Genomic DNA, 25,521 nt, shown 5'->3' with positions numbered 1-25,521 from the left:
TCTGTTTTCGCTTAGGGACTTAATTCTCTTGCTTCACCTCACACTGCACCCGCGTGCCGAAGCCATTGTTATCAAGTGAGTCTGCTACTTCCGTGACCAGCCAGAGCGTGGCGTCGATGTCTGGCTTGAAGCCGATGGCCTTGAGTGGCGACTCGGGGAGGATGTCGGGGCGCCCTTCGGCAAGGGTGATGTCGAAGGTGGCTTCGCCGCGTTGCGCGCGCCGCCATTCGGCTTTGGCGGCGTCCAGGGCGTCGGCCTCGGTGGCGTAGGTGGGGCGCAATTCCTTGGCATCTTCGTCACTGCCGGCGATGACACGCTGGCGCTCGGCGTTTGCCTTGTCGTTCCAGTAGGCGATGACGCCGGTATAAGTGTCACGATCGGTGGCGCTGTAGCGGTGCCGGTCGCCATCGCGTCGGGTCAGGGTGACGGCCGGCATGGCCAGGCCGCTGGCTGTCAGGGCTTCGCCGGCCTGGGTGAACAGCAGCCGGGCGGCTTTGACGGTGGCCACGGCATCGAAACGTTCGCCCAGGCGCGTCAGGAAATTCAAATCCGATTCTTCGGTCTGGTCGATGTGGCCGATACGAATGCCGCGCACGGTGTCGCCGACCACCGGCGCGAGCGTGTGGCGCTTGGCGATGGTGTCGATGATCTCGCCGATGGTGATGTCGTGCCAGCTGCGGCTGCGCTTGCCGGGCAGACGGCCGCGCATGTCGGCGCTGCGCGCGCGGATGGTGATCTGGTCCGGCGTGCCGCTGTGCTGAACTTCGTCCACGGTGAACAGCCCCTTGTCGACCAGGCCTTCATCCTGCCAGCCGTAAGCGACGCGCAGTGACACGCCGCGTCTCGGTAGCGCGAGCGCGCCATCGTGGTCGGCGAGGGTCAGGTCCAATTGATCGGCCTCGAGGCCGCGTTGTGAGCGCAGGCGCAGGCGGATCAAGCGGCCGTTGATTCTGGGCGTGATGTCCTTTTCATCGAGCGTGATGCGATAGCTGGGGCGCCGGTAGCGGCGCTCGGCGTTGTCATTCATGCGTAGGCCCCGGCAATACGGGCGAGGGTGGAGGTGGTGAGATCGCCCATCAGGTCGGTGCGTTGATCGTCGACGTGCTCGAGCGTCATCGAGAATTCTATCTTAGCCGCGGCGCCGTCACGGAAAAACGCGCTCGAGGTTTCATCCACCTTGGTGATCACCCACAGGCCGTATTGCCGGCCGGTGCCTTCGACCAGCGGCCACGCCTGGCCCTTGTCGGCCATGTCGCGGATCTCATCCAGGTCGACACGGCCGCCGGTGAATTCGGGCAGCAAGGTGCCACTCAGGGTGATGGTGTCGGAGCCGGGCCCGACGAACTGATACGCGGGCCGGTCGCCCACGCGGGACTGTGAGGCATGGCGCCACTGCGTGGCGCGCTTGAGCTGTTGATACGGCACGCTGCCAACCTCGAAAACGAACATGCCCAGGGCCATCAACATGGCAATCTCCTATTCGATATCGTGCAGGGATGAGCGGCGACGGGCGGCTTGCTCGCGCTGTGCGTCTTCCAGGGCGCGCTGAACTTCCTGGGCGACGTATTGAGCGAGCTGGCGTTCGTCCATGCCGGGAGCGGGCTGGACGTGGATATCGCCGATGGTGACGCTGTTATCGACGCTTTGTTGCCCACGGCCGGCGGCAAGCGGCGGCCGGTTATCGAACTGGATCGGCGCTTGCTGGGCGATGTCGGGCGACGCGGCAGCGGGCAGCGTTGCAGCGCCCAGGGCCAGCCCTGCGCCGGCTCGTTGCACGCGCTTGGCGATCTCGGCCACACGCCGGGCGGGCTCGTCGCGCTGGGCATCGAGCCCGACGTTCAGGCCGTCCACGGTGTAGCCGCCGAAACGAGCAAAGACGCGCGACGGCGAGTTGATATCGAGCACGCCAGCGAACCAGCCCTTCACGTCGCTGGCCATGCCGACGACTTTGTCTTTCAGCGCGGCGAGCTTGCCCGTCAGGCCACCGATCAGGCCATCAACGATGGCGCTGCCGAGCGATGTGAACTTGGCCGGGATCTCGATGCCGAGCTTGGCCAGCCCAGCGGTGATGCCGCGATAGAGCAGGCCGATGGGGTTCCAGTTGAGCAAAAGACGCATGACGCTGCCGATGCCGCCGGAGAACGCGGCTTTAACGTCGGCCCAGCGCTGGGCAAACCAGTCGCTGATAGCGCCCCAGTTCTTGTAGATGAGGTAGGCGGCGCCGGCGAGGGCGGCCACGGCGGCGACGATTCCCATAATGGTCAGCGCGGCCGGGTTGAGCGATAGCAGTGTCATGGCGTAGCGTACGGCGGCGATTGGCCCGAGGATCGAGGTCAGCATGACGGTGAGCGCACCGCCGACGGCCACCACGGTGGCCAGCACGGCGGCGACCTTGGCGAGTACGCTCGCCAACTCGGGATTCGCCTTGATCCAGTTGCCGATGCCTCGGGTAATGGCCGTCACGGTTTGGATCAAGTCGCGTAGGGGGCCCTTGTTGGTTTGGGTCAGGCTGATCCCAACCTCTTCCCATGCCGAGTTCAGCCCCTTGAGATCGCCCGCGATGTTGTCGGTCATGGTTTTGGCGACGCGGGCACTCTCACCAGCGGACGCCGAAATGATCTCGGTAAATTTCTCGATGCCGGCGGTGCCTTGTTTGGCGATGAGCTCCGCCATGCCGGCGCCGGGTTCCTCGCCGAAAATGTCTTTCAAGTAGCCAGCGCGCTCGGCGTTGCCCATGTCCGCGCTGGCCTTGGCGATGTCGGCGAGGATGCTGGGCACGTCGCGCAAATCGCCCTGGGCGTCTTGAGCGTTGACACCTAGCGTTTTAAGCGCGCTTGAGGCGGCGGCGGTCGGCGCGGCGAGTCGCGTCATCATGGCGCGCAGCGTGGTGCCGGCTTGGCTGCCTTGGATGCCGACATTACCGAGCATGCCAGCCATGGCGGCGGCCTGCTCGAGCGAGAGCCCCATGGCTCTGGCCTGGGGCGCGACATATTTCATGGAGTTGCCGAGCATTTCCAGGTCGACGTTGGCACGGGTGGTCGTGGCGGTGAGGACGTCACTGACGCGACCCATTTGGTCGGGCGCGAGCCCGAACCCGCTAAGGATGTTCGACGAGATGTCCGCCGTGCGGCCGAGATCCAGCCCGCCGGCGAGCGCCAGGTTGAGCATGTCCGACATCGAGGTGCGGATGGCCTTGGGCGTGAACCCGGCCATGGCGAGAAACGCCTGGCCTTGACCGACTTGCGACGCACTGAATGCCGTGCTCGAGCCCAGGGCGCGCGCCTGTTCTTTCAGTGCTTTGAATTGCTCGTCACCTTTTTCCGTCCGGGTGAGGGCTTGCACGCGGCTCATGGTTTCGCCGTATTGGACGCCGGGGGCGAGCAACTGGCTGGCGCCATAGAGAGCCGCGCCGCCGGTGGCCGCTGCGGTGAATCCCGCGCCGGTCATGTTGTTGGCTTGCCCGATGGTGCGGTGGTAGCGCTGTTGGGCCTCGGTCAGCCGCTTCTGCCGTTGGGCGACCTCCCTCATCTTGCGCTTTTGTTCATCGAACTGGGTATTGGCCGCGCGGATTTGCTCGGCCAACTTATCCTCGCTGCGGCCCAGGTTGTCGGTGCTGACGCCGCCCTGGCGCAGACCGTTGCGCAACTCGCCCAGGCGGCGGCGTTGATCGCCGAGCTTGCCGCTCAGTCGCTCGACCTCGTCGCTGGCCTGTTTGAATTGGCGCTGGAACTTCTCGGTGGGGGCGTCGGTGCGCTTGAGCTCGCCGCGCATGTTGCGCAGCCGTTCCTGCGCGGCGGCCAGGGCCTCGCCGTTCTCCCGCGTGGCTTCCTTGAGCTTGCGAAACGAGCCCAGGTCACGCTGCTGGCGCTCGAGCGCGCGCAGCGCCTCTTTGCTTGAGCGCAGGGCGTCGGCGGTCTTGCTACTGCCTTGGGTGATCTTCTTCAGCGGCGCCGTGGCCTTGTCAGCGGCGTCGAGAATGACCTGAAGCTTGAGATCGCGCGCCATGGCCGGCTCCGTCACTATCGGCGCCGCTACGCTTGCGCGCGCGTTCGCGCCAGTCCATCAGTTCGCGCAGGGAGAAGTCCGCGCAATCGCTGGGTGTCCAGTGGAAGACGATGGCGAGATCCGCCATCGCGTCTTCCACCGAGGCGGGGAGGGCTATGCGTCCTCGCCCTTGGCCCGCTTCGAGAGCAAAAAACCGGCAATTTCACCGCCGCATTGCACCAGGTCGGCGGGGTCCATATGGCGCACTTCGGGCGCGGTCAGCGAAGGGGTCGAGAGCCGCGGGATCAAGGTCATCAGCGCGTCGGTCTGCATCTGCAGCACGTCGGAGAGATTCACGCCGCGCAGCTCGCCGGCGCTGGGCTTGCGAAGCGTGACTTCGCTGATCTCGGTCTCGCCGCGCTTGATCGGCGTGTCGAGCTCGACGGTAGAAGTGATGGCTTGGGCGACTTGGGTTTTAGTCATGCGGTGGTGCTCCTGATGTATTGCATAAGGCCCCGTGCGGGGCCGCTTAGGTGGGTCTCTTCGCTCGGCGACCATTGACAGCCTTAGATACCCAGGCGCTGGCGACGGCCCGCGAGGCGGTCTTCGCCGTTGACCTTGAACACCTGGTTGATGAGGTCGATCTCGACCTTGGGGGCGCCGTCGATGCTGAGCTTGTAGTAGCTCAGCGTGCTGGTGACCTGGTGCTCGGTGTTCTCGCCGGCCTGCGCGTCGCCCATGTCGATTTCGGTGTGACGGCCGCGCATGACGACCTCGACCGCCGAGGCTTCGTCGACGTCGTCGCGCTCGTAGCTTCCGGTCATGCGCAGCATGTCGGCATCGATGCGCGAGGTGCCGAAGTTGTCGAAGATGCTTTCGACCAGGCCGCCGACGGTCCATTGGCAGGTCATGAGGCCGTCTTGGCCCATGTCGATGCCGACCGGGCCATCCATGCCGCCGCCGCGCCATTCCTCAATCTTGCGCGCGAGGGTGGGCAACGTGACGGACTGGACGATGCCCTGCCAGCTATCGCCATTGCTGAACAGGTTCAGGTCCTTGAGTTTCTTGGGGAGTGCCATGCTCGGTCCCTATCTAGTCAGTTCAGGCGGTGGCCGCGACGCGCTCGGCGAAGTCGGCGAGATACGAGTCGGTAATGCGCTGCTGGAACCCGAGATCCTCAAGCGGCGGCACCGGCGTGTAGTCGTAATCGATGCGCAGCTTGCCGGCCTTGAGGGAGGTCTCGGTGGTGAGGTCTTCGTTCAGCCAGGCCGAGCCGTCGACGATCAGCCCCAGGTTCTTGAGCTCGCGAAACTTGGCGTTGACCCCTTCGATGATGTCCCGCGCGAGCGAGGCGTGAAGCGGCTTGTCGACTGCCCACAGGTGCGCCTCGGCGACCGTGTCGGCGAGAATCTGCGCGGTGCGGGTATAGTTCTCGAAGGGAAACAGGGATTCCGGCCCGGCGCAGGTGCGCGAGCCCCAGAAGCGGTACCCGCCCTGGTTGATCAACGTGGTGACGTCGGCAGCGTTGAGGATGCCGGCATCGGTGTTGGGCGATTGCAGATCCCAGAACACGTCGCGATCGATCCCGGTGACGCCGTTGACCACGACGTTGGAAAGGGTCTTGTGCCAGCCGACCTCCTGGTCGAGCTTCGCGCGCAGGCCGAGCGCGACGGCGACGGGGCTGACCGTGACCGTGGCGGCGTCATCGGTATCGAACGCCTCGAACTGAGGCCAGATCACCATCAGCTCCCGGGCGCCGAACTCATCGCGATACGCGGTCACGTCGGTGATAGTGTCGCAGCCGTGGGCGTAGGCGTAGCCGAAGGCACGCAGCTGTTGCAGCACCGGCACCAGGGCGGTGGCCACTGGCTGGGTGTCCAGCGCTGGCACGCCGATGATGCGCGGCGTGATCCCCAGCTTTTGCTTGGCGGTGAGCAGCGCTTGCAGGCCGGTACGCTGGCCCGTCTCGGTGGTGGTGCCGATGACGTTGGCGGTGGTTTCCTCGTCGTCGATGCCTTCGGCCACGCGCACCACCACGATGACCGGCTTGGACTGCTGGCTGATCGTGGTGAGGGTGTCTTTCAGCGTGCCTTGGGTGCCGGCCTTGCCGATGGCGGTGTCGACATTGGTGACCAGCGCCGGGTGGTCAAGGGGGAAGGTGGTGGCGTCGGCATCCTCGGCGGTGCAGACCACGCCGATGACCGCCGTGGAAACGGTGCGAATGGTGCGGGTACCGTCATTGACTTCGGAGACACGCACCCCGTGATGGTATTGGTCGAGTGCCATGGAGGCTCCTGCGCAGGTTCGGCCTGAGTTTCAAAAGAAACCGTGAATTCACGCCGTTATCGTGCGGGGTGGCGCGGCAGGGTGTTAGTCGGGCAGGGTGTGGGAGGTGGGGTTTACACCTTAGGCTTGCGAGCTGCCGATAACAGATGAGCAAGGGCTGTTTTGAGTTGTGGGTCTATAACGTGGAATGGGCGGGTTAGGCTTAACCCATTCGTATCAGCCAACATAGGAAGGTGTTATGGGTAAGGCGTTGAGACAGTACTGGATGCTTGTAGCCTCTGTTCTAGTGGCTGCCATAGTGGCCATTGGCTTATATGCTGTGCACTTTCATGGCAGCTCGTTATCAGATAATCCTGGCGACTGGGCCGACTTTGCTACCTACCTCTCCGGTACGGTTGGTGTGGCTGTCCTGACTGCTACCCTCATCGCGCTTGTGCATACGCTCTACCAGCAGAGTGTTCTTGTTCGGCAACAGGATGATTTGGTGCAGAAGCAAGATGAGCTTATAGAGCAGCAGAAGGCCCAAATAGATCAGGCTGCTGCATACCAAGTTCGAACGGACGCTTATCAGAGGGCTTCCTCGTTGCTGCCACAGCTTATGAGAACTCTAGATGATAACTTGGATAAGGATTTGCGGGAGATATTGGGTGATGATTTTTTCGTGAGGCATGGTGTTTTCTATACAAGCTCTCGAGCTAGATGCGTAGATTTTTTTGAGAATGAGATGGTTTTGGGGGAATTGAGGCAAGAGGAACCCTCTGTTCAACGGTACTTGGGTAAGGTTGTCTCTGATGATGTTTGTGCATTCTCAAAATTTGTCTCTGAAATCGTTAAAGCTGCCCCGGGGCTTTCTGATCATATCTTTGTCCAGCTTCGGGGCTACCGAAAGGTTATTCTGTGCTCCTTGCTTTTCAAGTCTCGAATGGACTCTTCGTATGACTGGGCTTCCGTCCTGGAAACCCTTGGATTCAATAAACATCTTGAAAGTTACGAAAAACCAGAATCTGAATGGCTATTGCTGGGCACTGAACCTGCAGAGTGAGGCTCATCACGCCACTGTCTCGAGCGCACCCCGAGGTATTGGTCGAATGCCATGGAGGCTCCTGCGCAGGTTCAGCCTGAGTTTTAAAAGAAACCGTGGGTTCACGCCGATATCGTGCGTGTGGCGCGGCAGGTCCATGAGGTTGGATAGAGTGAATATGCAAGCAATCTTATTTTTATACTTACTTATGTTGAAGGAAATATTTAAAAAGTGGGTCTTAATTAGTATAATGTGTCGGTCGAAAGGTGGTGTTTTTCTTCTTTATGAAACTCCATCGCCGATGTTTTTTCTTGGGAGGGTATGTGAAAGATTTTTTATTTAAAGCATTGTTGTTTGTTCTTGGTTTCTCTGTTGGTTTTGGAGTGGAGCTTCTTTGTGTCGTTCTAATATATGAGGTGACGGGGAGTCTATTCTTGCCGCGTGGGCCTGCCGGAATCGTTGTGCCCATACTGTTTGGGGTTTTGTTTGTTAAGTACCTCCCAGAGATTATTCGCAACGTGCCTGCTTTGAAAAATTTTGTGATTAGGGTTTTCAAAGAAGGAGGCGTGGTGCGGCGCTGCTTTATTGCTGGGTCCGCTTTTTGGGTGTTTCTGGTTGGTGCTTTTGTCTTCTTGTTTGAGCCATATGGATACAGTATGAGTGATAGTGAGATGTACCATATGTTTAAAGTTATGCTCTTCCTCCCCGTGATGGTGGGGTTGGCTTACTTGGTTTATAGGAAGGTTGTGTCGAAAAGTTAGTAGCTTCATTAGTTATTATCTGTTGTTAAGAGCCCGCCTTCTGGCGGGCCATCTTTACCACTCCACCGTCTCAATCCCTTCCCTAACCTCAGCCTCGAGCGCGGCGTCGATCTCGCCTTTGCGCTGCCAACTGTGCTGGTATTGCGCGCTGACGTGCGCCTGGGCGGCTTCGGCGAGCTCGAGCATTTCGTCCGCTGTCAGTTCGTATTGCGCGTTGCTTTCGGCGCGGAACGCGAACGTACCCTCGGGATTTCGTTGAGCTGAGACAGCCAGGCCCATGATGTTTTCGCGATCACGGGCGCGCATCTGCACCGTGTCCGTCGTATCGCCGAAAGTGTGCTCGAAGCCGGCGGCGATGGCCTCGTCGCGTGCGGCTTCGATGGCGCGGCGCTTGCGCGCGGCGAGGTCGGCCAGGGGCTCGGCTGGAATTTTCACCCAACAGAGGCGACCGCTCTCCGTAGCGCTGCGTTGCATGCCCTCGGGCGGGGAGCCCTGGCCATAGGTGGCAAACTCCGCTTTTGTAACCTCGATAGCATCATCTGGCCAAACTCCCAGGCGCTCATATTCGGCGCGTAGAGAGCCGGGATAAAAGCTATCTCTCGATGGACTGTAATGCATTATTCGTCACCACTTAATGGCCAATTGAAAACCAGCGAACTCGGCCGCCGCCACCAATATTGTCCGTAAACTTGAAATGTGTTTGGGTAACCCCCTCATTCCCATAGAAAACATCTAGAGAGAAATACTCCGTATCTCCTGGGGATTGATCTACATCAGTTATTCCCACCCATAAGGGGGCATTGGGATATGTGATGGGGAACCCTACGGTGCTCCATCCTGGACTGTGATAATAGATTCCCCATTGGATAATCAGGCCGGCCAACCACGTCGGGAACACGATGTATCCGGTCGAGGCTAGATTACTATCGAATCCCCAGCGCATTTTTTTCGGCGTCACCGCCGTTTTGTCGTCTTCCCCCGCCTCAACCTGGGCTTGAGTCGCAACTTTGAGCATGCCGACAACGGTCTCGGTCGCCTGCTTTACCCAGCTCGTTGCCCATGCTTTGAGCTTCTTCGGGGTGACGAACTTGGTGTCGTTGGTGCCGGTGTCGACCGTGTCTTGATCTGCCACGCGATCATCAATCGCGGCTTTCACCCCGGCGAGATGCGCGGCGCGGTCGGTGCGGGTGCCTTGTCGGGTTTCCTCGCTTGTCCCGTACTGCATAAACCCCTTCGCCGTGGTGGTGGCGTCGGGGTGGTTCCGGCTCTGGGCGTGTTCGTCGATCTCGTCGTCGACGAGCTGGCGCGTGGCGAGGACGACGCTGGGATCGACTTTGAGGGTGACGGCGGCGGTATCGGAGACCTGCATCACAAAGCGGATGGTCTGAGTGCGGCCGCTGCCCTCGCTGAGCACAGGCTTATAGGTTTCTGGGTAGTTGCCGTAGGCGATGAGGTCACCGTCGGCGTCGTACAGGCCGATCTCGCGAATGGTCCAGCCGCCAATGTCGGGCGGGAGTACCTGCTCGACGACGATCCAGTTGGGGTTGTCGTCGTCGACGACGCTGGTGTTGATTGCGGCGCGGCGGATCTCGTTGACCAGTGACGTGCGGTCGCTGTCCGGCGTGGGTAGGCTGCCGCCGCCGTCGCCGATGGCGAGTTTGGTGATCTCGACGGTGCGGCCTAAGGAGATGGCGTTGGCGATTTTCGCTTCACCGATGGCCGTGGGGAGCGTGTAGAACTGGGGCATGGGCGACAGCTCCTATTCAGGTTTCGGGTAGACGGTGGTGGTATCGATGACGTGGAGCGCGGCGCCGAGGTAGAGCAGCCCGGTGCTTTCGGTGGCCGGCGCGGCGTAGGGGTATACCGTGGTGGTGTGGCCGTCGTAGACCGCGCAGCCGAGGTACAGCGGGCCGCGCGTTTCGCCGAGCAGGTCGAGCCCGGCGATGTGCCGGGTCAATGGTTTGGCGTCGTCGACGAGTCGGGTGAGCTCCGTATACATGGCATCGGTGATGCCGGTATCGAGCACGCCGATGCGTAGTGCAAAGGTGCCGCGCTCGCCGAGCGGTTCCATTTGCCACCATTCGGTGACTTCCAGCAGGTAGCCCAGGGGCTCGACGACGCGGCGTAGCGCACTGATCGTCCCTTTCTTGCGGTGTACATAGAACGAGCTACGGATCACCGCGCGCTTGGCGGCCTCTGACCAGGTTGGATCCCAGCGATCGACCGAGAAGGTCCATGCCAGGTAGGGCAGCAGCCGAGCTGGGCAGCGGTCCGGATGCCAAAGATCTCGCAGAGGCACCGGGACACGCTCGATCTCGGTGCCCGCCTCGGCAGCGGCGCGCTCGAGGAACGACGCATTGGGGGGTAGCAACGTCCAGTGATCAGCCATTGCTCGCCCCCAGGGTGACGTTGATGCCTGTGCAATGTCCGGCCTGGGTGAGGTCGAAGAGGATGTGGGCCGTCGGTGAGATCAGGTCGACATGCTCGACCCCCTCGACATGCAGAGCGGCTTCAATCGCGTCGGTGTAGATGCTGCGACCGAGTTTGCGCTGCTCGTTGCGGTACTTCTCTGCGCGGGCCAGAGCGCTTTCGAGGATGAGTTCCTGCTCGGGGCCGTGTCCTTCATACAAGTGCAGGACGGCCTGGATGGTGTATTCGGTGATTGCCGCGGATTGGACAGTGACTCGATCACCCAGTGGCCGAATGTCTTCGGGAGTGAGTGCGTCATACACGTTGTCGAGTAAGTCCTGCGGGGCCTCGCCATTACCCAAGCGCGACAGCACCGTGATCAGTGCCTCGCACGGTGCCGGCGAGATCGCACGAGCATCGGCGACACGTCCATCGGCACTGCGGGCATAGAATTCGTAGGCGCCGGTCGGTCCGGCGACGCTGAGTCCCTCGAAGGCTTCGGGCCCGCGCATGCGGAGGTCGTCGTCCGGTTCCAGCGTCGGAGGGACCGGTGGTACTGCTTCCGTATTACCGGGTTCCACGGTCAGGCGTTGAACATTGAAATTGGCGACCAGGTTGTCGAGGTCCCCGTTTTGCGCATGAGCGATCATGACCGCCTTGGCCGCTTCATTGACTCGCTGGCGCCAATGCAGCTCCCGATAGGCGTTTTCCTCGAGCAGCTTGGTGAGCGGCTCGCTTTCGAGCTCGAGGGTGGCCGCGACGTCGGCGCGTTCATCCTCCGGCGTCAATTCGAGCAAGCGGGATTTGCGCTCGGCGAAGATGGTCTCGAAGTCGAGTTCCTCGACGACAGCCGGGGCCGGTAAGCGGGAGAGATCGATCGGGCTACTCATGAGGCGGCACCCAATGGGACGTCGATGTCCACGTCATCACCGGTGTCGATACGGCGCCCTGCGATGCGCAGGTCGAAACGCCCTGGGCGCGTGGTGGATACGATGCGGGTGATCTGCGTTACGCGGACACGCGGTTCCCACTTCATCAGCGCGACGACGGTGGCCGAGTAGGCGCGCAGAGCCGTGGCGCCGTTCAGCGGCTGGTCGATGAGTTCGGGCAGCAGCGAGCCGTAGTCGCGGCGCATCACCCGCGAGCCCAGCGGCGTGGTCAGGATATCGACGATGGATTGCCGGAGATGCTCGAGCGAGTCGAGACGCTGGCCGGTGGTGCGCGACATGCCAGGCATCAGACGACACTCCCGGACTGATCTCCGCCGCGCTCGACATCGCTATGTCGATGGCTGGAGCTGATGTCCTTGCCGTTGCTTGTCACGGCACCCTTGAATGCCACGTCGCCGGCCATCGTCGCCTTTTTGCCGGCGGGCTGACTGAAGTTGCCGTTGAGCGTCAGGTTGCCGTTGATGAGGGTGTTGGCGTTGATCGTCGCGCCGCCGGCGGCCGTGGCGGTGAGGGTCGATCCAGTCGTCGCTTCGATAGCGCCGTCGGCAGAGACGGTCACGGGACCACTCGCGGTCAGGCCGGCTGAGCCGGGCAGGGAGGCCCGCAGATGATGTGCCGCGTGGTCGTACTCCAGGACAGCGCCATCGGGAAACACGCGATGCCAAACATCGCCGGAGTTGGCTGGCGCAGGATGCGCGCGGCGGTAAAGGCCGGTAAGCACCACGCCAGCGGCCGGGTCGCCGCCGGGCGAAAACACCACTACCTGCTCGCCTACAGTGGGCGGATCCCAGTCGCGCGTCGTGCCGGCGCGGCCTTCGATCCACGGCAGCCAGTCGGTCAGCAGCTCGCCGGATTTCACGCGTACGCGCGCGGTGTCGTGATCGACCTGGTCGATAGTGCCCAGGCGGATCAAGTTGTGAATCAGGCGGAGAAGTTCGGCGACGTTTTGCATGCCGCTATCGTGCGGAAGCTGCGGTGCCAGGCGAAGCGGGGGCGGGTGTGGCGCGGGCGTCTTACACCGAGCCCAGATGGGTGAACAGCGCATTGATGACGAGCTCGCGGTCGGCATCGGTGAAGCCGAGCAGCTCGCGCTGCGGGTATTCGATGGTGGGGCCGTCGCGATCGACGCGGTCGCGTAGGCCATATTGGTGGGTGCGGGCGATGCGCGCGACGTTGCCCATGAAACCGACCACGGCGGTGTCGCCATGCGTAGTGGCTTTCAGCCACTTCGCGGTGGAGAGCTTGTCGAACATGGCGCTTCGGCGGATGCTGCCTTGCCGGGCGCGCCATTTCTGGGGCTGGCGCGGCGCATAGGGCGTGCCGTCGGGGTTGGTTTGCGAGCGGATGCGCTGGCGTTGGCTGCGGCGTAGGTCACGTGCGATGGCACGCGCCAAGCGGCGGCGTTCCTTGGCCTCAAGCTGGGCGAGCAGGGGCGCGGCCCAGTCTTCCAGGGCTTGCAGGTCATCCGTCATCGGTCTCGCCCCATTCGGCGACCAGGGTGTAGTCGTCGTCAGTCTTGGCGTTGCGCAGTAGTAGCTGCCAATGCGTGATGGGACAGGCATCGCGCTCGAATCGCGACACGACATGGTCGACGTGGATATGGCCGCTGTCGCAATCGACCTTGGCGATCACGCGCTCGGTGAGCTGGACGCGCAGCGCGACGTCCACCGCTTGGTTGCTGAGGATCTCGGCCTCGAAGCTGACCGCCTCGCCGGGATCCGCGTCGGGCTGGTACTCGGCCAACCACTGCAGCAGCGGCACCATGACGGTGTCGAGGTCATCGCCGAAGTCGGTCAGCACCAACTGCGCGGCGAACTGATATTCGTGGGACAGGTTGGGGCCACGTCGAAACTCGAGGCTGCCATCCTCGACGAAGGTCAGCAGCCGGTCGGGATCGCGGGCCAGCCCCGGCACGGCGTTAATCAGGTGCGTGCGCAGCAGGTGAAGTTTTTTCATCGGCTATCGACCTGGCTCATGAAGTTGCCGCGTTTGCCTTTGAGCGTGCCGACGATCTTCTCGCCGCTGCGTCCGGCGATGTAGCCGCCGACTCCCATCGTCATGAGGTTCCAGAGCTGCTCAGGCAATTCCAGTTGCAGCCCTACGCCGAACATTGCGCCGAGGTAGGGGGCGAGGAGGTAGTTGTTGGCGACGATGGCGACAATCACGGTCATCAGCAGTGGCCGCCAGTTACGCTGCAACCACGACTCGCCGGTAGCCTCGGCAAGCACTACCTTCATACGTGCCTGAAGGCTGGCATCTTGCTGATCAATCACGCGGCGCTTCAGCTCGGCCTTGAGCTTGTTGGCTTGGTCCTTGTCGGTGACGGCCTGGTCGATGACATCGAATACCGGGCCGGCGACGGTGCCGAGAATGTTGCCGATCAGGTTCATCCGTTCCACCTCGCGGGGCCGTCAGTGCGGGTATCGACGTGAGTGAAGGTGTCGTATCGCCCGATTCCGTAGCGCCCGGGATATAGCTCGACGAGGTAGGCATGCACTTCGCCGGGATCGACTCCCTTCACTTGAATGTCCGCTGCGCGACCAAGCTTATGCTGGCTATGTTCGGCGCCGCCGATCTGGGCGTTGTATTCAGGGCAGCGGCAGCCGCTGGTGACAATGACAGGTGTGTCGAAGTGACCGCGCACCTCCTCGAGCACGGCGAGGGTCTCGCTGTCGACGGTGTCGAAGCCGCATCCGCATGAGCAGGCGAATTCGTGACGTTGAAAATTGGGGCTGATGCGTGTCATGGGTGATATTCCTCCAAGATAACAATGCGTTGCTTGAGTGCTTGAATGTCCTTCTGTAACGCACCAATCTCGCGATTGGCGTCCGTTTTGCGGTAATACAGGTTGCTCCAGTCACGCAGGTCGCGGCGCAGCATGCCGATCTGTTCCCCTTGGTACGCGATCCTCTCGCGCAGTGCTGCGTTGCCCTCGCCGAGAGCGACTAGCTTGAGACCGGCCCAGCCGAGCAGAGCGACCAGAATCAACTGGATGCCGGTCTGCAGGTGACGTTCGAATATTGAGGGCTTCACATTTTGATCCTCGGGCATGCCATCCTCGGCGGCGATCGCGCGGTGTCGGGCGCGGTTAAAAGCTCAGTCCCAGAGCTGCACGGTCGGTGCGCGGCTGGGTTGTTGGATGATCTCGGGCAGCGTCACGGGCGTGCCATGCGGCAGCACGGGGCCGCGTTCCGCGAGGCCGGGATTGGCCTTCAGCACGCGTTCAGTGACGCCGGCGGTGCGGCCGTAAGTGCGATAGCAAATGGCATCGAGCGTGTCGCCCTGGCGCGCATGCACGGTGCGGCTCATATCAGCTCGACCGTGCTATGGGGGCGCCCCTCGATCTCGCTGATCGCCCAGGCCGCATCGCGCCGGTAACTCTCCGCCGGCTCGGCGAGGCTTTCGCTACGCTCGCGCCCGCTGTTGGTGGTGTCATAGTCGGCGTAACGCTCGACCAGGCTGGCGTGTGCCGTGGAATACACCGCGCGGTGATACAGCGCCACGAACACCCCCGGCGCTTGCCAGATCGGCACCGGCACGGCGTCGACCGTGGCATAGCCCGCCTCGGTCTGTTTGGTTTGCCAGTTGCGCAGGGTGCGGTTGACTGTCGCCATGGCGGCGAGCAGGGCGCCTTCGATGCGCACGGCGGTGATGGTGCCGTCGAGGCGATGCGAGTCACGAAACGCATCGGGCTCGATATCCGGCCAGAAGCCGTTATTCGTGATGGGCTCGGGCTCGGCGGTGGTCGTGCTTGTGGTGCCGGTCGAAACGAAGCTGCTCATCGTGGCTCCTGGTGCTGGTCAAGAAGGGGGTGGGCGACGGGTCGAAGCTGCGCCCCTTGGGCTTGCCTCTACCGTCGCGCCCCCTGACGTCGGCGTGCGACTCGTTGGCGACGGTCAGGTATTGGCCTGATCGCCTGCGTTTTTTACTTCGCGTTCTAGGCGCTCGATGTCTTTCTTGACGCCGGCGCGCTCGTTGAGCTCCAACGCCCGGCGAAAGTGCGTCAGCGCTTCCTGTGGTGCGCCCTCGGCGCGGTGGGCGTTGCCCAGGGCCTTGTGCAATTTCGCGCGGATCTGGTCGTGCATGTCCGCGCCCTCGGTGAGGTGCTCGATCTCCTGGAGTTCTGCGATCAGGGTGGCGTCGTCGTCGCCCAGGGCGAGCGCCTGATCGGCGGCTTCCTCCACGAGAATCGCGGCGGTGGAGCGCTGAAATTGATCGCCAGGCTCTAGCCCGTGGCGCAGGGCATAGCAGCCGATGCTCAACGCGCCCTCGATATCCCCGACATCGATGCGCCAAAGCATGACGCGCATCAGCACCTCGTCTTGTGCGCCCTGGCCAGCTTCGAGCACACCGTCCACATAGGCGGCGTAGTCGGGCAAGATCTCGCGCTTGATAGCGACCTTGCGCTCGATGGATTGCACCGACTTGAGCCGGCGGTAGTCCTCGAAGAGCTTGGCTTGCATGAAGTGATATTCGTCGCCCTGCATGGGCGCGTCGCCGGCGTCACGCGCCGCTTGTGCGGCGCTGACGCGTTCGAAGTGTCGGCGGGCTGGGCTGGTCATCGCTCCCCCTTACGCGGCCGTGAAGTCGCCGAGCTCGATGTTCTCGATCAAGCAGCCGGCACCGAAGTCCTCGATGACATAGGCGTCGTTCGAGCTCTCGTAGTTCTCGATGCGGTTGCGCTTGGGATTCTCGGTGACGTAGCGGCGGCGCGCGCCGGTCTGCCAGTAGATCGAGAGGTTATCCAGCGTGGTGACCATCAGCGCGTTGTCGGGGAAGAACGGCACGTCCATGCCCTGCAGGCCGCCGATGCGCTTCTGGCTGATGACCAGGTCGGCAGCCATCTGTTCGGTGGGCGGCTGTTCGGTATTGAGCAGCGGGAAGTACTTGTCGCTGAGCAGGTCACGGCCGACGATCACCACCAGGCCCGGCACGCGGCGGTACCAGGGTTCGAGCAGGCTGTTGACGGCGTCGTAGACCAGGGCGTCGAGGTTAACGTAATCGCCGCCCTTGCCGACCTGGACGGTACCGGCGGTGGCACCGCCCGTCATGACGCGGGCCGGGGCGTTGTTGCGGTACTGCTGCAACCAGCCGATGTTGACGTCTTCGAGCATCGGGTTCGCGGCGCGGTCGGTCTGCGCGGCGGCACTGGTGCCGTTGAATCCAATGGTCATGCGGTCAAGCGCCTGCTGGCGAATGACGGCATCACGGATCAGCGCCTGAAAGTTGGGAAACTTGGCCCAGGCGTCGATCTTGTTGTAACCGAGATGGGTGTCGAACTCGGTCATGCGGCACTCATAGCCCTGCGGGTCGAGCGTGGAGAGATCGCGGGTCTGGCGATCTTGATTGCTGACGTTGGTACGCCCGGCGATCGGGCCGGAGACGCCCAGGGCGAGCTTTTCGCCTTTCAGCTCGTCGACGCCGATCATGTTGACGCGATTCAGGAAGTCGCTGGACTCCTGAATGCGTTTTTCGAGGCGCTGCTGAATGGTGGGGTCGACGGCGAATTTCTGGGTCGCGTCGGGCACACCGTTGAGCTTGGCCACCTGGTCGGCGAACTGGTTGAAGAGGATGCGGGTATCGTTGCGCATGAGCGTCGGGGTTCCTTAGCAGTCGGTGACGATCGCGCCGTCGTCGCCGGTGGCGCGCTGGCGTTGGGTGTGGCGCGGCGTGCTGTCGAGCTGGGTATACAGCTCGTCGAAGCGGGTTTGCAGGGTGTCGTGCGCGGCTTTCAGGTCATTGAAGGCGGTGGCGCTGGGCCGCGCGTTGAGATCGTCGGCCAGCGCTTGATGCTTCTCGACGAATAGCCCCAGGGTCTGCTCGAGCTCTTCTCGAAACGTAGCGAATCCCGCCTCGCTTTTGGCGTCGTGCTTGCGAAACAGCGCCTTCACGCGTTCGGTGAGCGACGGGCCTGAATCGGCCGGTGGCTCGGCGGTGAAGTCGAACTCGGTCTCGACGGCGGCGGTGAACAGGTTGTCCGGGCGTTGCTTGCGACCGGCCAGCGGTGACTCGCTACCCGCGCCGGCGGCGAACTGCAGCATCTGGGTACCCAGCGAGGCGGGGGAGTCGGTGACGGCCAGGCCGACGAGATAGGCCTCGCCTGAATCGGCGAAGTTGGGATCGACTTCCATCGACGTGTAGACCTTCTGGCGCTTGTCGTTGAGCGCCTTCAGGTCGTCGGTGGGATCGATGGCCGCGAGCAGCTGAAGCTTGCCGTCCTCGCCTTTCTCGGCCTTCAGCGCGGTGACGTCGCCGTAACTCTTGAACGGCCCGTCGGGCAGCATGCCGCGCATGTGCTCCAGATTGATCCGGCAGCCGTAGGTGTCGGGATCGAAGTTGTCGGCCATCTGTTGCAGCCAGGCGGCGCTGATGTTGCGGCCGTCGGTCGTCGCGCCCTCGGTCGCGATGCGGAACCATTTCATGAAGTGCCCTCGGGGTACGGAATGCGTATGGGCGTCAGGTTCCGCGCACTCGCTGCCCGGCTCAACGCGGGCCGGGTGTGAGTCATGCCGTCTACACCGGGGCTTGCAATAGCGACCCCCCGCGCGCGGGTACGCTGGGCGCCATGACGACACCGACCCCCGACCTGGATACCCAAGACGCCTCGCGTCTCTCCGCCCGGCACCTCTACTGGATGGGGTGGCGCATCGCGCGTATCGCCGAATTCCTCGACCTGCCTCGTGCCACCATCGATAGCTGGAAGAAACGCGATGCCTGGGACGATGCCTCGCCCAGTCAGCGCATCGAAGGCGCGCTCGAGGCGCGCATGATCCAACTGATCTGGAAAGACGCGAAGGAGGGCAAGGACTTCAAGGAGCTGGATCTCCTGGGGCGCCAGGTCGAGCGCCTGGCGCGGGTCCACAAGTACGAGGGATCGGGCAAAGAAAGCGACCTCAATCCGAACATCGAGCGGCGCAACGCCGGCGAGAAGCGCAAACCCGCGCGCAACGATGTCGGCGACGAGGGCGTGATCCAGATCGTCGAGGCGTTCGAAGCCTCACTATTCGATTACCAGCGCGCCTGGTACCGCGCCGGCCAGCACGAACGTATCCGCAACCTGCTCAAGTCGAGGCAGATTGGCGCGACCTGGTACTTCGCGCGCGAGGCGATCGCCGACGCCGTGGAGACCGGCAAGAACAAGATCTTCATGAGCGCCTCGAAGGCCCAGGCGCACATCTTCAAGCACTACATCGTGCAGTTCGTAAAAGAGGCCACTGGCGTGGAGCTCAAAGGCGACCCCATCGTCTTGGCCAATGGCGCCGAGCTCCACTTCCTGGGGACGAACGCCAAGACCGCGCAGGGCTACCACGGCGACACCTATCTCGACGAATACTTCTGGATCAACGGTTTCGAGCAGTTCCGCAAAGTCACGTCAGGCATGGCGATGCACAAGAAGTGGAAGCAAACCTACTTCAGCACGCCGTCATCGGTGGCGCATGAGGCGTATCCATTCTGGACGGGCGAGCGCTTCAATAAGCGTCGCAAGAAAGACGAGCGCGTCGAGATCGACGTCAGCCACGCGGCGCTTGCCGGTGGTGCGCGTGGCGCCGATGGCCAGTGGCGCCAGATCGTGACCATCGAGGACGCGATCGCCGGCGGCTGCGATCTGTTCGATCTCGACCAACTGCGACTGGAATACAGCGACGAGGAATTCGCCAACCTCTTGATGTGCGAGTTCGTCGACGATTCGCAGTCGGCGTTCCCGATGATGACCATGCAACGCTGCATGGTGGATAGCTGGGACATTTGGCGCGATTGGAAGCCCTTCGCCGCGCGGCCATTCGGGGATAAGCCGGTGTGGCTGGGCTACGACCCGGCGGGGGACAACCTGGACGGCGATGGCGCGGGCTTGGTCGTGCTGGCACCGGCCAAGAATCGCAACGATCGGCATCGCATCCTGGAGAAGCACCGCATCAAGGGGCAGGACTACGAAGAGCAGGCGGGCTTCATCGAGCAGGTAACGCGGCGCTACAACGTCCAGTTCATCGGCATCGATATCAACGGCATGGGCGAGGCGGTGGCGCAGCTTGTCGCCAAGTTTTTCCCGCGCGTGACGCGCTATCGCTATACGCCGGACAGCAAGGCGGCGCTGGTGCGTCAGGCCCAGCACATCATCGAGCGCGGACGTCTCGAGTTCGATAGCCGCGACGTGATCATAGCGCAGTCGTTCACCGCCATTCGCCGCGAGCTGACCGCGAGCGGCCGCCAATTCACCTTTACCGCTGGGCGCAACGCCCAGACCGGCCACGCGGATCTCGCGTGGGCGACGATGCACGCTCTCAACAACGAACCTATCGACGTGCTCGCCGAGGGCGAGCGCGGCGGCGCCATCATGGAGATGTCCGAATGACCATGGCCGACAAACCCCGCATGCGCGTGCCGGCGACCCTGTCCGAGTCCGAACCGGCGGCGGAGGCGTCGCCAGTCCCGGCGCGGGCCGAGGCGTTCACCTTCGGCGAGCCGGTACCGGTGACGGATCTGGCCGACTTTCTCTATACCGGCTGCTGGATGCTGACGGCGCGCTGGTACGAACCGCCGGTGGATCTCCCGGCGCTGGCCAAGATGTATCGTTCGACGGCGCATCACGGCTCTAGCTTGCAGGTGAAGCGCAACATCCTGTCGCGATCGTTCATTCCGCATCGCCTACTGAGTCGGCAGGCGTTCCGCGCCCTGGTCACCGATTACCTGGTGTTCGGCAATGCCTACATCGAGCGGGTGTATGGACGACTTGGGCGGCTGCTGGCATTGCGCCCGGCGCAGGCAAAGTACGTGCGCCGGGGTGTCGAGGAGGGGCAATTCTGGTGGGTTACATCCTGGCAGGTGGCCAAGGAGTTCGAGCGCGATTCGGTGATCCACTTGATGGAGCCGGACATCAACCAGGAGATCTACGGCGTGCCGGATTATCTCGGCGCGCTGCAGTCGATCCTGCTCAACGAAAATGCCACCCTGTTCCGTCGCAAATATTATCTGAACGGTTCCCATGCGGGCTTCGTGATGTACGTCAGCGATACCGCGCAGAACCAGGAAGACATCGACGCCATGCGCGCCGCGCTCAAGGAGAGCAAGGGCGTCGGTAATTTCCGCAACCTGTTTCTTCACTCCCCAGGCGGCAAGAAGGATGGCGTGCAGATCATCCCCATCTCGGAAGTTGCCGCCAAGGACGAATTCGCCGGCATCAAGCAAGAAACCCGCGACGATACCCTCGCCGGGCATCGCGTCCCGCCCCAACTGATGGGCGTGATGCCCAACAACGTCGGCGGCTTCGGTGACGTGGAGAAAGCCGCCAAGGTCTTCGTCACCAACGAGCTCGAGCCACTGCAAGCCGTCTTCGAAGAGATCAACGACATTATCGGCGAGAAGGTGATCCGCTTCCGGGAATACTCGCTGGATGGAGGCACTCCAGCTCCTGGCGCGGCCAAATAAAAAACGCCCGAGGCGTTAGCCATCGGGCGCAGATTGCTTGCGTTCATCCTTGATCGCTAGGGAGCCTTCCATGCTCCTCGAGCAACACCTTCAGTATACCAAATGCTGTATAAATAGACAGGTGTTAAGGATGACGACTAAACCGATTCTCCCATGGATGGGAGGTAAGCGACGCCTCGCGAAGCAGATCATGCCGCTGTTTCAGCCCCATCGTACGTATGTGGAGCCGTTTTGCGGTGGAGCGGCGCTGTTCTTCATGAAGGAGCCGAGCCCAGTAGAGGTGATCAACGATGCCCATGGCGAACTCGTAAACCTGTATCGCATCGTCAAGCATCACTTGGAGGAGCTGGTGCGCCAGTTCCGCTGGGCACTTGTCAGCCGAGAGGAGTACTTGACCCAGAGAGACATTGATCCAGCCCACCTAACAGACATACAGCGTGCGGCGCGGTTCTTTTATCTCCAGAAACTGGCATTTGGTGGCAAGGTGGAAGGACAGTCCTTCGGAACCTCTGCCGTGTCACCACCACGTTTGAACCTGTTGCGGATCGAGGAAGATCTCAGCACGGCGCACCTCCGGCTTGCGCGAACGCTCATCGAGCACCTCGACTGGTCTGAGTGCATACGTCGCTACGACCGTGAAGGAACCCTTTTCTACCTTGACCCACCATACAGGGGGACCGCTGGCTACGGTCAGGATTTTGGGCTCGAGCAGTATGATCGAATGGCCGAGCTGGCACGGAAAGCGAAAGGGCAGGTCGTCATCAGCGTCAACGATATCCCGGAGATGCGGCGAGCGTTCGCGGACCTCAAGATCCACACCACCCAGATCAACTACACCGTCGGCAAGCAATCAACTGGAAAGCGGGGAGAGCTGATCATCACCAACCGCTGAATGGTATGTAAATTAGAAGGGGTCGCCCGATTGGCGACCCCTCCTTCATCCTTTGGAGCTATGAGGATCAGAGCTACCGGGATAGGTGCGTTCCTCTTGGATCTTCCCATCTTCTTTGTGGATTTTTACTGACCCTTCCTTGCCGTCCATATAGCCTCTCATGTGCTGTATGGCTTCATCCTTTGTGTCAGATCGCTTTATAGCGCGGTCACTTCCTTCTTTCTGAAGCTTCCAGTCGCCGTCGTCTTTCGTGATGTGATAGTTATCCACGGTGCCACCCATTGGTTGCGTCATTCACTGGTTCACCATAGACCAAGAAGATACACCTTGCTCGCCCGCAGCGCGCCGTCGACACCCCGCCCCGCCTGCGCGCTAAACCTGTCGCTTTTCACGCACTCATGCAGGACGGTCAATACAGCCTGGCTGCAGGGCTTCGAGGCGGGTGGCAGAGGGAGATTGGTCATGCGGAATCATGCGAAATCGAGCAGCGCCAAAAACGGGTGGTGGGGAAGCACAGGAGGGGGGAGGCGCCTTATGAAGGTGTGGGGGCCTCGGAAAAAGGTAACATTGGTCACATGGGGGTAGATCATGCCCCAACCGTCTGATTTATCAATATTTTTCTGTTACCCGTAAAAGGTAACGTGAGGTAATGCAAAAGGTAACGTGCTCGCAAGTAGCTGTTTTTAAAGGATATGGATATTTTTCTCTGTGACCTCTTAAAAAGGTAACGCATTACCTTTGCATCACCTTTTTGTTACCTTTTGAACGACTGTTCGAATCTCTTTATATTCAATATGTTAGGCGAGATTCTGACAAGGCATTACCTTTGTTACCTTTTTCCGAGGCTCCCAAGGATTCTGAGCTTGCCCCGCATGATAGGCGCACATGCACGTGTATATCTGGTTTTCGGTAAGAAAGTGGGGACTGGCTGGGGACTGAGAATTTGGCGAGATGAGCTGGCTGGCTCAATAAAATCAATAACTTAGGAAGAAAAATGGTGCGGATGGGGAGACTCGAACTCCCACGCCTCTCGGCACTAGAACCTAAATCTAGCGTGTCTACCAATTCCACCACATCCGCAGTCTGGCAGGTCGAGCGATATTCTACGTATGCCGCGTGGGAAGTCAATCGCCACGGGCGTCGAAGCCGTAGTGAACGTCTCGATAGGGGGAGTCACGGCGATAGTGGTCGATATCGAAGGCAGCGTGCTGGAGGTGGCGGGCATGCTAGTCTTTTCCTATCGCATGGGGCGTGGTAGCCCTGTGACCTTGAAAAAAGAATTAGTAAGTCATGACGATAGCGAGAAACGCTTGGCATTTGTCAACCAAGCTAAAGATGATGGTCGACTTATCGGTGCGCGTAGGGCTGCCGGGCCATTGCGCCTTTTGCATGGGCATGGCACCGCCGCCGTCGCCGTGGTGCGAGGCGTGTTTCGAGGCGCTGCCATGGAATAGTGTGGCCTGTGCGCGCTGCGCCGAACCGTTGGCGCGTCCTGCGGAGCTTTGCGGCCATTGTCTGCGTCATGCGCCGTCTTTCGATGTGACACGAGCGCCGCTGCGCTACGAAGATACCTCGCAGGCATTGCTGCAACGTTTCAAGTTCGGCGCTCAGCCGCGTGCGGGCATCTTGCTGGCGACCCTCTTCGCGCGCAGCCGCGAAGGGGGGTTACCCGAGGTGCTCATTGCGGTACCGACGCACCCGCGCCGGCGGCGTGAGCGCGGTTTCGATCACAGCGTCTGGCTGACACGCGAACTCTCGCGTCAATTGGGCGTGCCACATCAGCGTGCCTGGCGTACGCGTGACACGCCGACTCAGCGAGGGCTGACACGCCGCGCGCGTCGCGGCAACGTGCGCGGCGCTTTTCATGTGGCGTCCGAGCTGCCGGCTCATGTGGCGCTGGTTGATGACGTGATGACCACCGGTAACACGCTGTCGGCACTGGCGGATGCCTGTCGAGAGGCGGGTGCGCAGCATGTCGAGGCGTGGGCGATGACGCGAACGCCGCGAGGAATCTGATAGCATGGTGGAGCATCTTCAATAGGACACACCATGACCGCCCCGAAGCACCCGTTCGAAAGTTTATCGCCCGCACACGTGGTCGATGCCGTCGAGTCGCTGGGTTTTTGGTTGCCAGGCGAGCCGTTCGCGCTCAATAGCTATGAAAATCGCGTGTTCCTGTTGAGCGACGACGATCGTCGTCGCTGGGTGGCCAAGTTCTATCGGCCCGAGCGCTGGAGCGAGGCGCAGATTCGCGAAGAACATGTCTTTCTCGATGAGCTCGCGGCCGCGGGCGTGCCCGGTGCGCCCCCTTGGCGCGACGCTGAGGGCGAGACACTCCACCATGCCCACGGATTCGCGTTCGCATTGTTTCCACACGTCGCGGGGCAGGCGCCGGAGCTCGAGAATCCTGCGCATCTTTTTGCCCTCGGCGATTTAATCGGCCAGGTGCATGCCGTGGCGCGCCGCGGTTCCTTCCAGGCGCGCCCTGTTCAGGAACCCATGGCGATCAGCCAGGCGAGTTGCGAGCGGGTGTTGGCGAGCGACTGGTTGAGTCGTCGTCAACGCCAGGCGTATGCCCGCATCGCCGAGCGCCTGCAGACGTTACTGGCTGAGCAACGGTGGCCGGAGACAGCCTTGCAACGCGTTCATGGGGATTGCCATCTGGGCAACATTCTGGGGCGTGACGACGCATTTGCGCTGGTCGACTTCGATGATTGCTGCACGGCGCCGGCGGTCCAGGATCTGTGGATGTTATTGACGGCGCCTGAAGCCGACGAATGGCAAATGCAGCTTTCCGAGGTGATCGAGGGCTATGAACAGCATGTCGAGTTCGATCGGCGTCAACTGCGCTGGATCGAGCCTCTGCGCACGATGCGCTTGATGCGGCATAGCGCCTGGCTGGTCGATCGCTGGGAAGATCCGGCGTTTCCACGGGCATTTCCTTGGGTGGCGAGCGAAGGTTATTGGGATCAGCACATCCGTATTCTCGAGCAACAGCGCCTAGCGTTGGAAAACCCGCGCTGGCTGGCGTGAACTCGCCATCTCGACGTTTCCGCGGCGTCGGGAAATGTCGTGTTGCCGATGTCGACGCGAATCGTGCGTGCGTAGCACTTTCCCCATGTGGCAAACTTCCGGTGTTGTATTCATTTTGTAACGTATGCCCGGTCGGGCGTCATGACGAAGGCACTTAAATGACAGAAGAACTTGCAACGCATTATCGCGCCATTATCGCCGGCCTGGGCGAGGATCCCGACCGGGAGGGGTTACGCGATACCCCCATGCGTGCCGCCAAGGCCATGCAGTTTCTCAATCAGGGGTACGGGCAGACGCTCGAATCATTGGTCAATGGTGCGGTATTCGAATCGCAGACCGACGAAATGGTCTTGATCAAGGATATCGAACTTTATTCGATGTGTGAGCATCATTTGTTGCCGTTCATCGGCAAGTGCCATATCGCGTACTTGCCCGAAGGCAGGGTGCTCGGGCTTTCCAAATTTGCGCGCATCGTGGATATGTACGCGCGGCGCATGCAGATCCAGGAAAATCTGACGCGTCAGATCGCCGAGGCCGTGCAGCAAGTCACCCAAGCGCGCGGTGTAGGGGTGATCATCGAGGCGCAACACATGTGCATGATGATGCGCGGTGTCGAGAAGCAGAATTCGAGCATGAAGACCTCCGTGATGCTGGGCGCCTTCCGCAACAACCTGACCACGCGTCAGGAATTCTTGACGCTGGTGCATGGCTGAGCGATGCGCCGGTCACCACTGCGCGCATGACGCGTGTTTCGTAGTTTAG

Annotated in this window: 32 protein-coding genes and 1 tRNA gene; 8 read left to right on the top strand and 25 right to left on the bottom strand. The window is 61.7% G+C overall.

What is annotated here, in order from left to right; genetic code table 11:
* Nucleotides 1–19 precede the first annotated feature (19 nt).
* The 7 genes from C8E00_RS08840 to C8E00_RS08810 all read right to left on the bottom strand — a co-directional run bounded on the left by C8E00_RS08840 (nt 20) and on the right by C8E00_RS08810 (nt 6,270).
* The gene (locus tag C8E00_RS08840; RefSeq protein WP_133697026.1) at nt 20–1,027 is read right to left on the bottom strand and encodes a phage late control D family protein; all 1,008 of its coding nucleotides are present in this window, start codon (nt 1,025–1,027) and stop codon (nt 20–22) included.
* On the bottom strand, nt 1,024–1,467 hold the full coding sequence (locus C8E00_RS08835; protein WP_133697023.1) for a phage tail protein: 444 nt from the start codon (nt 1,465–1,467) through the stop codon (nt 1,024–1,026). The genes C8E00_RS08840 and C8E00_RS08835 overlap by 4 nt, the downstream gene beginning before the upstream one ends.
* Before the next feature lie 9 nt (nt 1,468–1,476).
* Nucleotides 1,477–4,005, bottom strand: a complete 2,529-nt coding sequence (locus tag C8E00_RS08830) for a phage tail tape measure protein (RefSeq protein ID WP_133697021.1) — start codon at nt 4,003–4,005, stop codon at nt 1,477–1,479.
* Entirely contained in the window at nt 3,962–4,132 is a 171-nt protein-coding gene (locus tag C8E00_RS08825) for a GpE family phage tail protein (protein ID WP_133697018.1), read from the bottom strand. The genes C8E00_RS08830 and C8E00_RS08825 overlap by 44 nt, the downstream gene beginning before the upstream one ends.
* A 26-nt stretch (nt 4,133–4,158) precedes the next feature.
* The gene (locus C8E00_RS08820; protein ID WP_133697016.1) at nt 4,159–4,467 is read right to left on the bottom strand and encodes a phage tail assembly protein; all 309 of its coding nucleotides are present in this window, start codon (nt 4,465–4,467) and stop codon (nt 4,159–4,161) included.
* Between the two features lie 83 nt (nt 4,468–4,550).
* A complete protein-coding gene (locus tag C8E00_RS08815; protein ID WP_011506679.1) occupies nt 4,551–5,063 on the bottom strand; it encodes a phage major tail tube protein in 513 nt (170 codons plus the stop codon).
* A 22-nt stretch (nt 5,064–5,085) separates the two neighbouring features.
* The gene (locus C8E00_RS08810) at nt 5,086–6,270 is read right to left on the bottom strand and encodes a phage tail sheath protein (protein WP_133697013.1); all 1,185 of its coding nucleotides are present in this window, start codon (nt 6,268–6,270) and stop codon (nt 5,086–5,088) included.
* A gap of 238 nt (nt 6,271–6,508) precedes the next feature.
* On the opposite strand from C8E00_RS08810, the gene C8E00_RS08805 reads away from it, so the two are divergent.
* Together C8E00_RS08805 and C8E00_RS08800 are read left to right on the top strand one after the other, a co-directional pair.
* The gene (locus C8E00_RS08805) at nt 6,509–7,312 is read left to right on the top strand and encodes a hypothetical protein (protein ID WP_133697010.1); all 804 of its coding nucleotides are present in this window, start codon (nt 6,509–6,511) and stop codon (nt 7,310–7,312) included.
* Nucleotides 7,313–7,614: 302 nt separating this feature from the next.
* Nucleotides 7,615–8,052, top strand: coding sequence for a hypothetical protein (locus C8E00_RS08800; RefSeq protein ID WP_133697008.1), 438 nt, complete (start codon nt 7,615–7,617; stop codon nt 8,050–8,052).
* 54 nt (nt 8,053–8,106) lie between these two features.
* Here C8E00_RS08800 and C8E00_RS08795 read toward each other — a convergent pair whose 3' ends face one another.
* The 16 genes from C8E00_RS08795 to C8E00_RS08720 form a co-directional block, all read right to left on the bottom strand.
* The gene (locus C8E00_RS08795) at nt 8,107–8,670 is read right to left on the bottom strand and encodes a DUF4376 domain-containing protein (RefSeq protein ID WP_133697006.1); all 564 of its coding nucleotides are present in this window, start codon (nt 8,668–8,670) and stop codon (nt 8,107–8,109) included.
* A 13-nt stretch (nt 8,671–8,683) separates the two neighbouring features.
* Entirely contained in the window at nt 8,684–9,799 is a 1,116-nt protein-coding gene (locus C8E00_RS08790; RefSeq protein WP_133697003.1) for a phage tail protein, read from the bottom strand.
* 12 nt (nt 9,800–9,811) lie between these two features.
* Entirely contained in the window at nt 9,812–10,441 is a 630-nt protein-coding gene (locus C8E00_RS08785) for a phage tail protein I (RefSeq protein ID WP_133697001.1), read from the bottom strand.
* Nucleotides 10,434–11,351: a baseplate J/gp47 family protein gene (locus C8E00_RS08780; protein ID WP_133696998.1), complete on the bottom strand. Its 918-nt coding sequence runs from the start codon at nt 11,349–11,351 to the stop codon at nt 10,434–10,436. Before C8E00_RS08780 ends, C8E00_RS08785 begins: the two co-directional genes overlap by 8 nt.
* Nucleotides 11,348–11,698, bottom strand: a complete 351-nt coding sequence (locus C8E00_RS08775) for a GPW/gp25 family protein (protein WP_133696995.1) — start codon at nt 11,696–11,698, stop codon at nt 11,348–11,350. Before C8E00_RS08775 ends, C8E00_RS08780 begins: the two co-directional genes overlap by 4 nt.
* The gene (locus C8E00_RS08770) at nt 11,698–12,363 is read right to left on the bottom strand and encodes a phage baseplate assembly protein V (RefSeq protein WP_133696993.1); all 666 of its coding nucleotides are present in this window, start codon (nt 12,361–12,363) and stop codon (nt 11,698–11,700) included. Before C8E00_RS08770 ends, C8E00_RS08775 begins: the two co-directional genes overlap by 1 nt.
* A 61-nt stretch (nt 12,364–12,424) precedes the next feature.
* Nucleotides 12,425–12,883 (bottom strand): phage virion morphogenesis protein, encoded by a 459-nt coding sequence (locus C8E00_RS08765; protein ID WP_133696991.1) that lies wholly within the window; start codon nt 12,881–12,883, stop codon nt 12,425–12,427.
* Nucleotides 12,873–13,367, bottom strand: a complete 495-nt coding sequence (locus C8E00_RS08760; RefSeq protein ID WP_133696989.1) for a phage tail protein — start codon at nt 13,365–13,367, stop codon at nt 12,873–12,875. The genes C8E00_RS08765 and C8E00_RS08760 overlap by 11 nt, the downstream gene beginning before the upstream one ends.
* Nucleotides 13,364–13,801 carry a 3TM-type holin gene (locus tag C8E00_RS08755; protein WP_133696987.1) on the bottom strand — a complete coding sequence of 146 codons (438 nt, stop codon included), beginning with the start codon at nt 13,799–13,801 and terminating at the stop codon, nt 13,364–13,366. Before C8E00_RS08755 ends, C8E00_RS08760 begins: the two co-directional genes overlap by 4 nt.
* Nucleotides 13,798–14,157 carry a D-Ala-D-Ala carboxypeptidase family metallohydrolase gene (locus C8E00_RS08750; RefSeq protein ID WP_133696985.1) on the bottom strand — a complete coding sequence of 120 codons (360 nt, stop codon included), beginning with the start codon at nt 14,155–14,157 and terminating at the stop codon, nt 13,798–13,800. Before C8E00_RS08750 ends, C8E00_RS08755 begins: the two co-directional genes overlap by 4 nt.
* Entirely contained in the window at nt 14,154–14,462 is a 309-nt protein-coding gene (locus C8E00_RS08745; RefSeq protein ID WP_133696982.1) for a hypothetical protein, read from the bottom strand. Before C8E00_RS08745 ends, C8E00_RS08750 begins: the two co-directional genes overlap by 4 nt.
* 45 nt (nt 14,463–14,507) lie before the next feature.
* Nucleotides 14,508–14,720 (bottom strand): tail protein X, encoded by a 213-nt coding sequence (locus C8E00_RS08740; RefSeq protein ID WP_133696980.1) that lies wholly within the window; start codon nt 14,718–14,720, stop codon nt 14,508–14,510.
* A complete protein-coding gene (locus C8E00_RS08735; protein ID WP_133696978.1) occupies nt 14,717–15,193 on the bottom strand; it encodes a head completion/stabilization protein in 477 nt (158 codons plus the stop codon). The genes C8E00_RS08740 and C8E00_RS08735 overlap by 4 nt, the downstream gene beginning before the upstream one ends.
* 114 nt (nt 15,194–15,307) lie before the next feature.
* The gene (gene gpM / locus C8E00_RS08730) at nt 15,308–15,973 is read right to left on the bottom strand and encodes a phage terminase small subunit (RefSeq protein WP_133696975.1); all 666 of its coding nucleotides are present in this window, start codon (nt 15,971–15,973) and stop codon (nt 15,308–15,310) included.
* A gap of 9 nt (nt 15,974–15,982) precedes the next feature.
* Nucleotides 15,983–17,002 (bottom strand): phage major capsid protein, P2 family, encoded by a 1,020-nt coding sequence (locus C8E00_RS08725; RefSeq protein WP_133696973.1) that lies wholly within the window; start codon nt 17,000–17,002, stop codon nt 15,983–15,985.
* 15 nt (nt 17,003–17,017) lie between these two features.
* Entirely contained in the window at nt 17,018–17,833 is an 816-nt protein-coding gene (locus C8E00_RS08720) for a GPO family capsid scaffolding protein (RefSeq protein ID WP_133696971.1), read from the bottom strand.
* A 77-nt stretch (nt 17,834–17,910) separates the two neighbouring features.
* Here C8E00_RS08720 and C8E00_RS08715 point away from each other — a divergent pair, with 77 nt between their 5' ends.
* The 3 genes from C8E00_RS08715 (at nt 17,911) to C8E00_RS08705 (ending at nt 21,726) form a co-directional block, all read left to right on the top strand.
* A complete protein-coding gene (locus C8E00_RS08715; RefSeq protein ID WP_481752911.1) occupies nt 17,911–19,761 on the top strand; it encodes a terminase large subunit domain-containing protein in 1,851 nt (616 codons plus the stop codon).
* Nucleotides 19,762–19,763: 2 nt separating this feature from the next.
* Nucleotides 19,764–20,834 carry a phage portal protein gene (locus tag C8E00_RS08710; RefSeq protein WP_243833138.1) on the top strand — a complete coding sequence of 357 codons (1,071 nt, stop codon included), beginning with the start codon at nt 19,764–19,766 and terminating at the stop codon, nt 20,832–20,834.
* 130 nt (nt 20,835–20,964) lie between these two features.
* Nucleotides 20,965–21,726, top strand: coding sequence for a DNA adenine methylase (locus C8E00_RS08705; RefSeq protein WP_133696963.1), 762 nt, complete (start codon nt 20,965–20,967; stop codon nt 21,724–21,726).
* 45 nt (nt 21,727–21,771) lie between these two features.
* Here C8E00_RS08705 and C8E00_RS08700 read toward each other — a convergent pair whose 3' ends face one another.
* Complete coding sequence (locus C8E00_RS08700; RefSeq protein WP_243833137.1) at nt 21,772–22,020, bottom strand: DUF2188 domain-containing protein; 249 nt, start codon at nt 22,018–22,020, stop codon at nt 21,772–21,774.
* A 701-nt stretch (nt 22,021–22,721) separates the two neighbouring features.
* Nucleotides 22,722–22,806, bottom strand: a tRNA-Leu gene (locus tag C8E00_RS08695).
* A 255-nt stretch (nt 22,807–23,061) separates the two neighbouring features.
* Between C8E00_RS08695 and C8E00_RS08690 the strand changes: the two genes are divergently transcribed.
* The 3 genes from C8E00_RS08690 (at nt 23,062) to folE (ending at nt 25,472) form a co-directional block, all read left to right on the top strand.
* Nucleotides 23,062–23,742 (top strand): ComF family protein, encoded by a 681-nt coding sequence (locus C8E00_RS08690; RefSeq protein WP_133696960.1) that lies wholly within the window; start codon nt 23,062–23,064, stop codon nt 23,740–23,742.
* Nucleotides 23,743–23,775: 33 nt separating this feature from the next.
* Complete coding sequence (locus C8E00_RS08685; protein ID WP_133696957.1) at nt 23,776–24,759, top strand: serine/threonine protein kinase; 984 nt, start codon at nt 23,776–23,778, stop codon at nt 24,757–24,759.
* Nucleotides 24,760–24,917: 158 nt separating this feature from the next.
* Complete coding sequence (gene folE / locus C8E00_RS08680) at nt 24,918–25,472, top strand: GTP cyclohydrolase I FolE (protein ID WP_133696955.1); 555 nt, start codon at nt 24,918–24,920, stop codon at nt 25,470–25,472.
* Nucleotides 25,473–25,521: the final 49 nt, after the last annotated feature.

This window comes from Chromohalobacter marismortui, assembly GCF_004364315.1.
Lineage (GTDB): Bacteria > Pseudomonadota > Gammaproteobacteria > Pseudomonadales > Halomonadaceae > Chromohalobacter > Chromohalobacter marismortui.
Note: the sequence above shows the minus strand (reverse complement) of the source record. Positions and strands in the feature narration are given on the sequence as shown.